The 13,794-nt window shown below is 71.5% G+C and carries 12 protein-coding genes and 1 tRNA gene; 10 read left to right on the forward strand and 3 right to left on the reverse strand.

What is annotated here, in order from left to right:
* Together ACYVE9_RS05720 and ACYVE9_RS05725 are read right to left on the reverse strand one after the other, a co-directional pair.
* The coding region (locus tag ACYVE9_RS05720) for a serine/threonine-protein kinase (RefSeq protein WP_461026613.1) at nucleotides 1-1,062 on the reverse strand (1,062 nt) is incomplete at its 3' end.
* A gap of 64 nt (nucleotides 1,063-1,126) precedes the next feature.
* A complete protein-coding gene (locus tag ACYVE9_RS05725) occupies nucleotides 1,127-1,675 on the reverse strand; it encodes a helix-turn-helix domain-containing protein (RefSeq protein ID WP_461026614.1) in 549 nt (182 codons plus the stop codon).
* Between the two features lie 128 nt (nucleotides 1,676-1,803).
* On the opposite strand from ACYVE9_RS05725, the gene ACYVE9_RS05730 reads away from it, so the two are divergent.
* Together ACYVE9_RS05730 and ACYVE9_RS05735 are read left to right on the forward strand one after the other, a co-directional pair.
* Nucleotides 1,804-1,876: transfer RNA gene (locus ACYVE9_RS05730), tRNA-Ala, on the forward strand.
* 249 nt (nucleotides 1,877-2,125) lie between these two features.
* On the forward strand, nucleotides 2,126-3,640 hold the full coding sequence (locus ACYVE9_RS05735; RefSeq protein ID WP_461026615.1) for an AAA family ATPase: 1,515 nt from the start codon (nucleotides 2,126-2,128) through the stop codon (nucleotides 3,638-3,640).
* Nucleotides 3,641-3,925: 285 nt separating this feature from the next.
* Here ACYVE9_RS05735 and ACYVE9_RS05740 read toward each other — a convergent pair whose 3' ends face one another.
* Nucleotides 3,926-4,594, reverse strand: a complete 669-nt coding sequence (locus ACYVE9_RS05740; protein ID WP_461026616.1) for a helix-turn-helix domain-containing protein — start codon at nucleotides 4,592-4,594, stop codon at nucleotides 3,926-3,928.
* A 367-nt stretch (nucleotides 4,595-4,961) separates the two neighbouring features.
* On the opposite strand from ACYVE9_RS05740, the gene ACYVE9_RS05745 reads away from it, so the two are divergent.
* The 8 genes from ACYVE9_RS05745 (at nucleotide 4,962) to ACYVE9_RS05780 (ending at nucleotide 13,614) form a co-directional block, all read left to right on the forward strand.
* Nucleotides 4,962-6,446, forward strand: coding sequence for an aminopeptidase P family protein (locus ACYVE9_RS05745; RefSeq protein WP_461026617.1), 1,485 nt, complete (start codon nucleotides 4,962-4,964; stop codon nucleotides 6,444-6,446).
* Between the two features lie 144 nt (nucleotides 6,447-6,590).
* Nucleotides 6,591-7,868 (forward strand): MFS transporter, encoded by a 1,278-nt coding sequence (locus tag ACYVE9_RS05750; protein WP_461026618.1) that lies wholly within the window; start codon nucleotides 6,591-6,593, stop codon nucleotides 7,866-7,868.
* Nucleotides 7,869-7,968: 100 nt separating this feature from the next.
* Nucleotides 7,969-8,790 (forward strand): cupin-like domain-containing protein, encoded by an 822-nt coding sequence (locus ACYVE9_RS05755; protein WP_461026624.1) that lies wholly within the window; start codon nucleotides 7,969-7,971, stop codon nucleotides 8,788-8,790.
* Nucleotides 8,787-10,058, forward strand: a complete 1,272-nt coding sequence (locus ACYVE9_RS05760) for an 8-amino-7-oxononanoate synthase family protein (RefSeq protein WP_461026619.1) — start codon at nucleotides 8,787-8,789, stop codon at nucleotides 10,056-10,058. The genes ACYVE9_RS05755 and ACYVE9_RS05760 overlap by 4 nt, the downstream gene beginning before the upstream one ends.
* Nucleotides 10,055-10,954, forward strand: coding sequence for an HpcH/HpaI aldolase/citrate lyase family protein (locus ACYVE9_RS05765; protein WP_461026620.1), 900 nt, complete (start codon nucleotides 10,055-10,057; stop codon nucleotides 10,952-10,954). The genes ACYVE9_RS05760 and ACYVE9_RS05765 overlap by 4 nt, the downstream gene beginning before the upstream one ends.
* The gene (locus ACYVE9_RS05770; RefSeq protein WP_461026621.1) at nucleotides 10,941-11,870 is read left to right on the forward strand and encodes an acetaldehyde dehydrogenase (acetylating); all 930 of its coding nucleotides are present in this window, start codon (nucleotides 10,941-10,943) and stop codon (nucleotides 11,868-11,870) included. Before ACYVE9_RS05765 ends, ACYVE9_RS05770 begins: the two co-directional genes overlap by 14 nt.
* Entirely contained in the window at nucleotides 11,867-12,877 is a 1,011-nt protein-coding gene (dmpG, locus tag ACYVE9_RS05775; protein ID WP_461026622.1) for a 4-hydroxy-2-oxovalerate aldolase, read from the forward strand. The genes ACYVE9_RS05770 and dmpG overlap by 4 nt, the downstream gene beginning before the upstream one ends.
* On the forward strand, nucleotides 12,874-13,614 hold the full coding sequence (locus tag ACYVE9_RS05780; protein WP_461026623.1) for a hypothetical protein: 741 nt from the start codon (nucleotides 12,874-12,876) through the stop codon (nucleotides 13,612-13,614). Before dmpG ends, ACYVE9_RS05780 begins: the two co-directional genes overlap by 4 nt.
* Nucleotides 13,615-13,794: the final 180 nt, after the last annotated feature.

Genomic DNA, 13,794 nt, shown 5'->3' on the forward strand with positions numbered 1-13,794 from the left:
CTCCCGGAACGGCGTCGCGGCCGGTGCCGACGGCTGCGGCGGGGCCAGGTGGAAGCTGCCGGTGGTCGAGGCGTCGGCCTCGGCCTGCGCCGTTTCCTTCGGGCCCTCCGGCCCGTCCGGGCCGTAGCCGGGTGGCAGCGGGCCGATGTGGTCGAAGACCTCCACCACCTCCGGACCGCCGGGCCTGCCCGCGCTGCCGGCACCACTGTCGTCGGTGTCGCTGTCGCCGCTGTCGCCGCTGTCGGCACCGCGGCTGTCGTCGGTGTCGGGCGAGAGCAGTTCCACCGCGCCGGCGAGGGCCTTGCGGGTGCCGGTCGCGGTGCGGAAGCGGGCCTGCGGGTCCGGCTGGAGCAGGCTTCCCAGGACCTCCCACAGCGGTGCGGGCACGCCTTCGGGGGCCGGCGGCATCCCGTGCTCGTAGGACTCGACGAGGGACTGGGCGTCGGGCTTCTTTCCGGTCAGCAGGTACAGCCCGACCAGGCCGACGGCGTACAGGTCCGCGGTGAAGTCCGGCTCGGCACCGAGCATCTGCTCGGGGGCGAAGTAACCGGGCGTGCCCACCACGTAGTTGGTCTCGGTCAGCCGGGGCTCGCCCTTGCGCATCGAGATGCCGAAGTCGGACAGCCGCAGGTGCGGGCGGCCGGTACCGGTCGCCTCCAGCAGGATGTTGGCGGGCTTGATGTCGCGGTGCACGACGTCCTCGGCGTGCACCGCCGTGAGCCCGGACAGCAGCTGGTCGAGCAGGGTGCACACGAACACCGGCGGCAGCGGCCCGTAGTCACCGATGAGGTGCGCCAGTGAGCCACCGCTGATCAGGTCCATGGTGAACAGGACCTGGTCGTCGTCCGCGGCCCAACTGGTCGGCGCCAGCACGTGGGGGTGGTCGATGCGCAGGGCCTGCTCGCGGACGAAGCGCAGCAGGGTGTGGGCGTCGCTCTGCTGGAGGACCTTCGCGGCGACGTACCGCCTGCGGCGGTGGTCCCAGGCCCGCCAGACCGCGCCGACGCCGCCCCGTCCGATCGGGTCGATCAGTTCGTACCGGCCGGCAAAGACCTCACCCATGCTGTCGCGCCCGTTCTCTCGCCTGCTCCGTGCCCGCTGCCGCCGCTGCCCCAGCCGTGGGCGCTCAGCCCTGGTGCGCCTCGTAGTGCTTGACCGCGTCCGACGTCTTGCCGGCGCCGTAGACCCGGAGGAACTCCGCCAGTTCCGGGTGGCTGTCGGCGAGGGACTGGGACGCCTCGATGATGTCCTGTGCGTCGGATATGGCCCGCAGCAGCGACTGGATCTCCCGGACGGCGCGCTTGACCGTCGTCTGCTGCCCGGACGTACTGGTGTGGGTGCTGCCGCCCAGCACGCTCTGCCCCGCGGTGCGGCGGACCTCCTCCATGCGCTGGGTGGCGTCCGCGGCACTGATGTGACCGCCCGCCACCTCCTGGGCGAGTTCCTGGAGCGCCTGCACCCGCTGGACCACCGCGGGGTTGCCGATCTTGGCGCGCTGACCGCTCATCAGCTGGGACAGCATCGGGGCGGAGAGCCCCAGAACCGTGGCGAGACGGGCCTGGTTGAGGCCGAGGTCCTCTATCAGCCGACGGAACAGCGTGCCGAGCGGTTCGCCGTACCAGGCACTCTGCAGCTCCCGGGCCTTCGCCGTGGAGTCCTGCTGTGCTGAGTCCATCGTGTCTCCCCTGTTGTCCCCTGTTCGCTTCGCGCCAGCGAACTTGCGGAGCATCCTACGGAGCAGGGGGGTCCGGGGCGATACCCGGTCGGAATTAGGGGTGCCGAGCGGGTATTCTTACCCCCGACGGGGCCTTAGCTCAGTTGGTAGAGCGCTGTCTTTGCATGGCAGATGTCAGGGGTTCGACTCCCCTAGGCTCCACCGGAGAGATGCCCTCTGATCTGCGGAAACGCAGCTTCAGGGGGCATTTTTCGTGCCCGCCGGCGGGCGTGTCGGTGAGCGCCGGGAGCAGTAGAGGCCCATGGTTTCGGGGGGCCTGCTCGATCGTGTCCTTCCCCGGCTGATCCCCTGGTCCTGCCGCCGTGGAAGCCGTGCTCAATCCCAGGGTGCACGGTATCCGTCGAAGTAGACTTGGACGGATTCGGTCGTAGTCAATGTGCGGGAGGTCCAGTGGAGGAGTCTCTGCTGGCCAAGCCGGGCGACGTGGTCGACCGGGACCGTGAGTGGGGTCTGCTGGCGGAGTTCCTCGCCGACCCGGATCCCGCGATGCGGCTCGGCATCGTGTCCGGGCGTCGGCGGCATGGGAAGTCGTACCTTCTGCAGGCTCTGTCCGAGCAGGTCGGCGGTCTGTACGTCACGGCGGTTCGGGAGGAGGGGCGGCTGCCTGCGATCCAGCGGTTCAGTGATGCGGTCGCTACTCATGCCGGCTTGCGGCCCGGCAGTCTGCGCCTGACGGACTGGCGCGATGTGCTGTCCAACGCCCTTGATGTGACGGCCCGTTCGTCACGTCCGCTGCTGGTGATCGACGAGCTGCCGTATCTGCTCCAGCATTCGCCCGAGATCCCGGGCCTGCTCCAGCAGCTTTACGACGAGCGGCAGCGTGGCGCGCGGCCCGGTGCCGGGCCGGGGCCGCGGTTGGTCCTGTGCGGTTCCGCGATGAGTGTCATGCATGAGCTGCTGCCGGGGACGCAGCCGCTGCGGGGCCGGGCTGTGGTCGACCTGCGTCTCGGAGCCTTCGACTACCGCGACAGCCGGGCCTTCTGGCAGATCACCGACCCGCTGACCGCGCTGAAGGTGCACTCGGTCCTGGGCGGCGCACCCGGATACCGGCCGGTGGCCGCCCGCCCGCACCCGGACGACGGCTTCGAGACGTGGCTGGCCCGGACGCTGCTCGACCCCGGCCGCGCGGTGTACTCCCGCACGGAGACGGAGTACCTGCTGCGTGAAGACCCACGGATCACGCAGCACACCCTGTACTACGACATCCTCACTGCCATCGCCCAGGGCGCCACGACCCCCACCAGGATCGGAGCGGCGCTGGAGCGCCCGCGCAACGCCGTCGCCCATCCTCTGGGAGTGCTGGAGTCGACCGGCTACGTCCGGCGCGAGCAGGACATCCTGCGTACCCGGCATCCGGTCATCACGCTCGCTGACCCGGTCATCCGGTTCAACCAGCTGATCACCCTGCCGCAGGCTGCCGCGGTGGAGCAGGGTTTCGCCGAGCAGGTGTGGCAGCAGGCCACCCCGACCTTCAACTCCAAGATCCTCGGACCGCACTTCGAGGACCTGGCCCGTACCTTCACCCGCCGATACGCCCACACCCTGCTGCCCGGCGGGCTGCCCGGCCCGGTCGGCACCACCGAGGTGGCCGACCCGCGGGCCCGCACGAAACACGAGGTCGACGTCATCGCCCTCGCCGCCGGCGAGCGCCCGCAGTCACCCCGTACGAAGATCGCTCTGCTCGGTGAGGCCAAGGCGACCGTCGCCCGTCGGGGCACCGGTGACCTGGAACGGCTGGAACGCATCCGTGCCCTGCTCACCGACCAGGGCTACGACACCACCGCCACCACCCTGGCCCTGTACTCGCTGCACGGCTTCTACCCCGACCTGAGCGAACTGGCCGACCGCCGTGACGACCTGCTCCTGGTCGACCTGCCCACCCTCTACGGCAGTGTGTCCGTCTAACGGTTGTCCGACCGCCTCACGGCCGGGTGGCCGGCCGTGCCGCGTCGCCGTGCTGACGTCTCAGCACGGCGACGGAGACGGGGGCTCGCGGAGGGCCTGCGGTTGCACGGCTGAGTGGGGTCCTCACGCCCCGGCTGACGTGCGGCATCGACGACGTGACCAAGCTCTGCGGCGACCGGGTCCGGCTCGTGGCCGTGTGAGGCGGCTTCGTGCACCGGGTCCGTCTCGTCGTCTGCCGATCGGTCAGCGGGTTGCCTGCCGTTCGGTAAACCGAACGCAGGCGGGCTACGGGCTCGCCACGGGTGCGTCATCGGCGACCGTCGGGGTGACCGTCGGGGAGGAGACGTGGCCGGGGCAGCGCGGGGCCGGGCCGGGGCCGGCCAGTTGCATCCGGTGTTCAGCGGGGCAGTGGAGCAGCAGTACGGACCGCACCACGCCGTCGAGGGCCGTGTACGTGTGCGGCAGCGTCGCGTCGAAACCGACGTAGTCCCCGGGGCCCAGTTCCACCTCGCGCCCGTCCACCCGCACGCCGAGCCTCCCCGCCTGGACGATGGTGTGCTCGGTCCCGATGTGCCCGAGCGAGTCCTGCGTGCATCCGCCCCTGACCTGCTGGTCGTACACCTCGAACACGGCGTCCGCGGACTCGATCCAGCGGAGCGGACGGAGGTCGACGCCCACCCCGCTCAGTGCCTCGACGTCGGTGGCGCGGACCACGGTCAGCGCGCCGGGGGGCCGGTGGTCGACCAGGTCGGAGAGCGGGACCCGCAGTACCCGGGAGAGGCCGAGCACGGTCTCCAGAGTGGGGTTGCCGGCCCCCGACTCCAGCTGGGACAACGTCGCTTTGCCGACCTTGGAGCGCCGGGACAGCTCGGAGATCGACAACCCGTGCTGGATCCGCAGCCGCTTCAGGTTGGCGGCCAGCGTGCCGCGGACGGATTCCTCGGAGACGTACACGCTTTTCTCTACCCTTTCGTCACCGTTCGCTATACCGTACGGCGCGTGGCGGTGAACGGGTACAGGCCGCAGCACTGTGAGTAGTCACACCGGGGGATGAGGGGGGACGAGCTGAACGCCCACGCACGGGTTGCCGCTCGCACAGGGTAGCCATGGGTGAGGTCCTGGCTCATGGGAAGAGCCAGCCGGGGAGAGTCCCGAGACCTCAGGGAGAGTCCCGACACCGCAGGGACGGCCCCGACACCGCGGGGCGCGCCCTGCTCCAGCAGCGCGAACGACGCGCTCCGGTTCACCCGACCAGCCCACCCCGGTTCGCCGAACCACCCGCCGCAGACGAAGGCCGCCCACCCTCAGCGGCCGCGACGACATGGATATCCAGGAGACCGTAGTGACCGATACGTCCCCGCAGACCTCCGGGCCCGAGCCGGTTGACGCCACCAAGCAGCGGAAGAACGGTCTCGTGCAGGGCGTGAGCGACGAGCTCGGCGAGAACATGAAGCAGGGCTGGGCCGACACCGAGCGGCGCGACCTGGAACTGATCCCGCAGGCCGCGCACACCGCCCGGCGCCGGGCCGCGCTCTCCGCCCGTTTCCCCGGCGAGCGCCTCGTCGTCCCCGCGGGCAATCCGAAGGTCCGCGCGAACGACACGGACTACCCCTTCCGCCCCTCCTCCGACTACGCCTACCTGACCGGCGACAAGTCCGAGGACGGTGTGCTGGTCCTGGAGCCCAGGCAGGACGGCGGCCACGACGCCTTCATGTACCTGCGGCCGCGTTCCGAGGTGGAGAACGGGGAGTTCTGGCTGGACAACCACGGCGAGCTGTGGGACGGCCGCCGCAACAGCCTCACCGAGAACGAGCGGCTCCTCGGCATGCCCTGCCTGGACGTCCGCAAGGTGACCGTCGAGCTGAACGCGGCCACCGGTCCGGTCCGCCTGCTCCGCGGCTACGACGCGGGCGTCGAAGCCGCGCTGGGCGACCAGGCGGACATCGAGCGGGACGAGGAGTTCCGCTCCTTCCTGTCCGGGATGCGGCTGGTCAAGGACGACTTCGAGATCGCCGAACTGCGCTTCGCCTGCGAAGCCACCGCCCGCGGCTTCGAGGACGTCATGCGGGCTCTCGCCAAGGAGGAGACGACCCCCGAGCGTCTCATCGAGGGCACGTTCTTCGTCCGTGCGCGGCTGGAGGGCAACGCCGTCGGCTACGGCACCATCTGCGCGGCGGGCCCGCACGCCACGGTCATGCACTGGGTGCGCAACGACGGCCAGGCCCGTCCCGGTGAGCTGCTGCTGCTCGACGCCGGTGTGGAGACCGAGCACCTCTACACCGCCGACATCACCCGCACGGTGCCCGTGGACGGCCGCTTCACGCCTCTCCAGCGCAGGATCTACGACGCGGTGCACGCCGCGCAGACGGCCGGTATCGCCGCGGTCCGGCCCGGCGCCGCGTTCCGCGACTTCCACCGTGCCGCCCAGCGGGTGCTGGCCGAACACCTCGTCTCCTGGGGCCTGTTCGGGGACCGCCCGGTGGGCGAGGTCTTCGACCTGGGTCTGCACCGCCGGTACACCCTGACCGGCACCGGGCACATGCTGGGCATCGACGTGCACGACTGCGCGCAGTCGCGACGTGAGGACCACGTCGACGGCACGCTCAAGCCCGGCATGGTGCTCACCGTGGAGCCCGGGCTGTACTTCCAGGAGAACGACCTGACGGTGCCCGAGGAGTACCGGGGCATCGGCGTCCGGATCGAGGACGACATCCTGGTCACCGAGGACGGCAACGAGAACCTCTCCGCGGCTCTGCCACGGCAGGCGGACGAGGTCGAGGCCTGGCTGGCCCGGCTGCGCGGCTGACACGCCGGCCGGAACGCCCGTCCGCGTGACCTCGCGGCCGGAACACCCGTCCACCTGACGGCGCGCACAGGGCCCTTCGGCGATCCCGGAGGGCCGGGTGCGGTGCCCGTCTCCCGGTGTGCCATCTCGTCAACAAGGGGGAACGTGTCCGGGAGCACCACGGGCCTGAAGCGCGGGCTCGGATCCTATCTGCGGCTGTTACGCACGCCCGGCGCCGCGCCACTGGCGTTATGGGGGGTCCTGGGCCGCCTGCCGATCGGTATGCGGCCCATCAGCTGCATCCTGCTGGTCTCGTCGGTCACCGGATCGCTGGGTTACGCCGGGGCGGTGGCGGCGGCGATGCTGGTCTCGCAGGGCCTGGTCAGTCCCGTCCTCGGACGGCTGGCCGACCGGTTCAGCCAGCGGCGGGTCCTGATCACCGCCGGCACGGCGCACGCGGTGGGCATGGCCCTGCTGCTGGTGGTCGTCCGTCTTGAGGCGCCGCTGTGGCTGATGATCGTCACGGCGGTCGCGCCCGGCTGCACCTCCGTCTCGTTCACCTCGTTCATGCGGGCGCGGTGGACGGTGATGGTCGAGAAGGACATGCTGCGGACGGCCTTCGCCATGGAGACCATCCTGGACGACGTCATCTTCCTGATGGGTCCGCTGCTGGTCACGGTGCTGATCACAGCGGTGCACCCGGCCGCGGGCCTGATCGCCTGTGCGCTGCTGACCTTCTTCGGTTCCATCGCCGTCGCCCTGCACAGCCGGTCCGAGCCGGCGTCCGCGTCCACAGCCGGCCGGCGCCCCACGTTGGCGATCTCCGTGCCCGGGGTCTGGGTGATGATGGCCGTCTACGCCGGCATGGGGTTCCAGTTCGGCGCCCTCGACGTCACGCTGATCGCGTTCGCCGAGCAGCGGGACACGCCGGGCCTCAGCGGCGTGCTGCTGGCGCTGACGGCGGTGGGCAGCCTGGCCGCCGGTGCGGTGTACGGCGCGGTGAACTGGCGTCGTTCCGAGCGGCGGTTGCTCGTGCTGACGAGTTGTCTGCTGCCCGTCAGCGCGGTGCCCCTGGCGTTCGCTTCCTCCTTTCCGGTGATGGCCGCCCTCGCCGTGCTCGCGGGCGTCGCGATCGCGCCCGGCATGATCGCGGGCAGCACGGTGCTGGAGTCCCTGGCCCCGAGGGGTTCGCTCTCGGAGGCGTTCTCCTGGCTCACCTGCACCGGGGCCATGGGCATCGCCGCGGGCACCGGCGCGGGCGGGCAGCTCGCCGATCTGAGCGGTTTCCCGCTGGCGGCCTGGGCGGCGGCCTGCGGCGGCCTGGTCGCCCTGGTGCTCAGCGTCGGGGGCCAGCCCGCGCTGCGCCCCAGGAGCACGTCCCCGTCTCCGCAGCAGGCTGTGGAGACGGCGGTGTTCGGAGCAGTTCCCAAGCAAGGACAGTGAGGTTCGGACCTTGAGCGCGACCAACTCCAACGGCTCCAACGGCTCCACCGACCCGACCGGCTCCACCGGCCCCGCGCCCGGGCGCGAACGACTCGGGGGTCTGCCGGTGCCCCGCATCTCCTACCAGGAGTTCCTGGCCTTCGGCCCGGACGCGCTCATACGGGCCGACGTCCCCGTGGTCATCACGCTGCCGCGCGGTACCGAGGGCCTCGGCCGGGACGGTGTGGCCAGGCTTCTCGGCGACATGACGGTGACCCTGTTCACCGAACCCAGCAACAAGCAGAACCACCAGCGGTGGACCACCAGGGACATCAAGCTCGGGGAGTTCTTCGCCGACGAGAAGTACCTCAAGGACCCGGGCACCTGGAACCGGATCGTCTCGAACATCCGCAACAACCCGGCCGACGTGAACGCGATCCTCGGCTTCGACGCCGGGCGGCTCTTCGACTACGACCGGGCGATGAACGCGGCCAACCTGTGGATCAGCCACCGGGGCGTGTTCACCCAGAGCCACTTCGACGAACTGGAGAACTTCAACGTCTGCCTGGAGGGCCGCAAGCGCTTCGTCCTGGCGCCCCCCGGCTTCTGGGAGTACTACCCGCGGTCGCTGAAGGACGGCTTCGGCGACAAGTCCCAGGTCTTCGACTTCGACGACGTGGACTGGGCGCGCTACCCGAAGCTCGCCGCGAAGCTGGCCCAGCGCCGCGAACTGATCCTGGAGCCGGGCGAGATGCTCTACCTGCCGCTGGGCTGGTGGCACCAGGCCGAGTCGCTGGACGAGATGAACATCAACGTCAACTTCTGGCTGAGGAACCCGAAGATCTTCCGCCGTCCGTACGTGCTCGGTGTGGCGATGTACACGGCCGTGTTCCGGAAGGTCAAAGGCATCTACAACTACGAGCCCGCCGGAGCGGCGTCATGACCGACCGCATCACCATCACCCCCACCCACCGGTACCGCAACAACGACAAGCTGATCGGTATCGGCAACGAGTTCTGGGACATGTCGGAGCGCAACGGCCTGGCGGGCATCGTCGCCGACTACGACGGCAGCCGCCTGCGCACCACCGAGGGCCACGAGTTCGTTCCCGACGGGCACGAGTTCGTCAACTTCTCGTGCTGCTCCTACCTGGATCTCGACTCCCATCCCAAGGTCGTCGAGGGCGGCATTGAGGCGCTCCGCCGCTACGGCGTGCTGGACCACTGCATAGCCCGCAGCCGGGTGCAGATACCGGCCATGCGGGAGCTGGAGACATCGCTGGGTGAACTGTTCGGCGCCCAGGTCGTCTGCTCCATCGCCGCCAGCACCGCGACGTTCGGGCTGCTGCCGCTGATCGCCTCCGGCCACCTGGGCAACGGCACCCGGCCGCTGATGATCTTCGACAGGAACGCCCACATCTCGATGGCCAACGTCAAGCCGGTCTGCGCCGACGAGACCGAGGTCGTCACCTCGCCGCACCACGACCTCGACTTCATCGAGGACGCCTGCAAGAAGTACGCCCAGGTCGCCTACGTCTGCGACGGCAGCGACAGCCTCGGCGGGTACGCGCCGGTCAAGGAACTGGCGGAACTCCAGGACAGGTACGGCCTGCTGGTCTACTACGACGACTCCCACTCGCTGTCGGCCTACGGCCGGCGCGGCATCGGTTACGTCCGCTCGCACAGCCCGGTGCTGGACGAGCGCACGATCACGGTGATGACGCTCAACAAGGCGTTCGGCACCAGCGGCGCGGCCATCGTGCTCGACGGCCAGTCGAAGGAGACCCTGCGCGTCATCGAGCGCTTCGGCGGTGCGCTGAACTACTCGCAGCTGCTGAACACCCCCTCGGTCGGGGCGAGCCTCGCGTCGGCGGAGATCCACCGGACCTCCGAGCTGACCACCCTCCAGGACGGGCTCTACCGCAACATCGAGCTCTTCGACTCGCTGGTCGGCACCGACCAGGCGGGCAGCACCTTCCCGATCCGGCTGGTGCCGATGGGCGACGACACGGTGATCGAGGCGGGCCGCCGGGTCTTCGAGGCCGGCTTCTACGTCTCCCCGGTGTTCTTCCCGATCGTCGCCCGGGGAACGGCGGGCCTACGCGTCATGATGCGGTCCGGGCAGACGCCGGAGGAGATCCGCCGACTGGCCCAGGTCCTGATCGAGGTGGGCGCTGAGCCGGCCGCCCGCGCGGAGGGGACGGCACCATGACCGGCACCGCCCGCGCGATACCGCGCAGCATCCTGTACACGCCCGCGCTGTCGCTGGACCGGCTCGTGAGCGCCTGGTCCTACGACGCGGACGTACACCTGGCCGACCTGGAGGACTCCGTTCCGCAGCGGCAGAAGGCCGCGGCGCGGGAGGCGTTCCGGGCGGCGCTGGCAAAGGCCCCGAAGCCCGCCAACGTCGCCGTCCGGGTCAATCCGCTGGGCACCCCCGAGGCGCTCCACGACCTCGTCATGCTCGCCGAGTCGCCGGTCAGGCCGGGCTTCGTCGTGATGACGATGGTGGACAGCGCGGTCGAGGTGACCCTCCTGCGGAGCACCCTCGCCTCGGCGGGGGCGCACCCGGAGGTCTACGTGACCCTGGAGACCCCGGCCGCCGTCGCCGACGTCGACGCGATCGCGGCCGCCGCCGACGGGCTGGTCCTCGGCTCGGCGGACCTCGCCGCCACGCTGGGCGTCCCGATCACCTGGGCGGGTCTGCTGCACGCCCGGCAGGTGATGGCCATGGCCTGCGCCCGCTACGGGACCGCCTGCATCGACACCGCCAACTTCCGGCTCGCCGAGCCGTCGGTGCTCGCGGAGGAGACCGAGCGGGTACGCGAGCTGGGCTTCCACGGCAAGGCGACCGTGCATCCCAAGGAGCTGCCGGCCATCAACGCCGCCCTGCGGCCCGACCAGGAGAGCCTGCACAGGGCACGCCGGGTCGCCGAGGCGGTGCGGCAGGCGGACGGCGGCATCGCCGTCCTGGACGCGGCCATGGTCGGCCCGCCGTTCGCCCGGATGGCCCACGCCACGCTGGCACGCGGGGATTCCTGGGCCGCCCGGTTCGGCAGGACCGGCGGCACCGGCAGGCGTGAGGAGGCCGGCCATGAGGTCCGCTGAGCACGTGCCCGCCGTCGGGCCGCACACCGCCGAGCCCCTGACCGTCGCCGTCATCGGCACCGGGGCCATCGGACAGGACCTGGTCAGCAAGACGCACCTCTCACCGGTGCTGGAGTGCGCCCTGGTCGCCGGCCGCAACCCCGAGTCGGAGGGGCTGCGCCACGCGGCGCGGCTCGGCTACCCCACCGCCACGGACGGGATCGAGGCGATCCTCGCGGCTCCGCGCCCGTTCGACGTGGTCTTCGACGCCACCAACGCGATGTCCCACGCCGAGCACTGGCGGCTGCTCCAGCCGTCCGGCAGTCTCCTGATCGACCTCACCCCCAGCCACCTCGGGCAGATGGTCGTACCGACCGTCACGGGCACGGACCAGCCGACCGGGCGGGACGTCAGCCTCATCAGCTGCGGCGGGCAGGCGTCGGTGCCGATCGCGCACGCGCTCGCCGACCGGTTCACCGTGGAGTACGTCGAGGTCGTCTCCACGGTGGCCAGCGACAGCGCGGGCCGCGCGACGCGGCTCAACCTCGACGAGTACGTCGCGACCACCGAGCGCGCCATCTCCACGTTCTCCGGGGTGCGCGACGCCAAGGCGATCCTCAACATCAGCCCGGCCGTACCCCCGGCGACCTTCCGGACGACCGTGCACGCGGTCGTCCCCGGCGCCGACGCCGAGGCGGTGCGCGCCGTGGTGGCCGAGGCGGCCGACGTGGTGCGGACGTTCGCGCCCGGCTACGAGGTCCTCGCCTGCACGGTGAACGGCGACCAGGTCGCCGTCTCGCTGGAGGTCACCGCCGACAGCGACGTGCTGCCCCGGTACGCCGGGAACCTGGACATCATCAACTCGGCCGCCGTCCTGGTCGCCGAGCAGCACGCGGCCCGGCTCGCCCGGGCCGCGGGAACGGGGGCGAGACGATGAACGCGGTGGTGATCCACGACCCGACCCTGCGCGACGGCCAGCACGCCGTGCGGCACCAGCTCGGCGTCGAGGCGCTGCGCGGCTACGCGGAGGCGGCCGACGCGGCCCGCGTCCCCGTGGTGGAGGTGGGCCACGGCAACGGGCTGGGCGCCTCCTCCCTCCAGGTGGGGCGTGCCGCAGTCAGCGACGACGTGATGCTGTCCACCGTGCGGGACGCCCTGCGGCACAGCCGGATGGGGGTGTTCCTGCTGCCGGGCTGGGGCACCTCCGACGACCTGCGCAAGGCGATCTCGCACGGTGCCGACGTGATCCGCGTCGGCGTGCACTGCACGGAGACGTCCCTGGCCGAGCGCCACCTCGAACTCCTGCGGGAGGAGGGGGCGGAGGCGCACTGCGTGCTGATGATGAGCCACATGGCGACCGGCGCCGAACTGGCCGAGCACGCCGCCCGCGCCGTCGGCTTCGGCGCGCAGGGCGTGGGCATCATGGACTCCGCCGGGCACTTCCTGCCCGAGGACGTCACCGAACGGATCGGCGCGATCGCGGCGGCCGTCGACGTGCCGGTGATCTTCCACGGGCACAACAACCTCGGCCTGGCCGTGGCGAACTCCATGGCGGCCGCGCGGGCCGGGGCCACCGTCATCGACGGCTGCGCGCGGGGCTTCGGCGCCGGGGCGGGCAACACCCAGCTGGAGGTGCTGGTGCCGGTGCTGGAACGCATCGGGTACCGGACCGGCATCGACCTCTACAAGCTGCTCGACACCGCCGAGTTCGCCGAGCGGGAGCTGATGCCCGCGCCACCGGTCACCGGCTCGCTGAGCATCGTCAGCGGCCTGGCCGGGGTGTTCTCCGGCTTCAAGCACCAGGTGCTCGCCCACTCCGCCCGGGCCGGGGTCGACCCGCGCGACGTGTTCTTCGAACTCGGCCGGCGCCAGGCCATCGCCGGGCAGGAGGACCTGATCATCGAGGTCGTGGCCGAGCTGAGCGCGCAGGGGGCCGCCGTATGACCTGGCCGATCATGATCGGCGCCGCGGACATGGCGGGGGCGGACCGCGCGGCGCGGGTCGTCGACGCGCTGGCCGGCATGTTCGGCGACCTGGCCGCGGGCCGCACCCATTCACCGCCCCGCACGGTCGTCCAGCACGGGCCGCAGCGGGAACTGCTGGCCGGAGCGGCCGTCTGGGAACCGCGCGGCTTCGGCAGCGTCAAGGTCACCACGCTCACCCCGGGCAATCCCGGGCGCGGGCTGCCGCTCATCCACGGTGTGGTCGTGCTGACCGACCTGGAGACCGGCCGCGTCACCGCGCTGCTGGACGGTGCCGAGCTGACCGCCGTCCGTACCGGCGCGGTCGCCGCCCTGGCCACCCGGCTGTGCGCCGCCGAGGACGCGGCGGACCTGGCCGTGCAGCATCCGGTGCACGGAGCCGGTCCCGGCCGGTTCGGTGACCTGAGCCCGGCGGCTGCCGCGGCACCGCAGGGCGAGGCCAGGCCGCACTCGGCTCTCCTGCAGATGGCCGCGGAGCAGGGGACGCCGGGTCTGCTGCTGCTGGCCGCGTCGTTCGGCTGGCTGCTGTTGGCCCTGGGCCGCTCCCCCGCCGCCACGCCCCTGGTGCTGACGGCCGCCGCGGCGCTGACCGCCATCGCGATCCTGGCGTGTGTCAGCAACGCGCTCAGCTTCAGCCCGGTGGCCACCGGTGTCGGGGTGCTCGCCGGTCTGGCCACCGCCGCCCGGCCCGAGCACTGACGGACCGGCACACCGGCGCCGAGCGGGACGCACGGCACGACGCGTCCGGTGCCGCGGGAGGGTGCGAGCACGTCGCCACGGCGCTGGGCGGCGTGCGCCACCCGGAACGTTCGGCGGGGGGACGTCCGGCGCCAGCGATCAGGAGGGGGCGTCGGTGGCGGCGATCGGGCGTTTGGCGGC

The sequence above is a fragment of the Streptomyces sparsus genome (genome assembly GCF_054776295.1).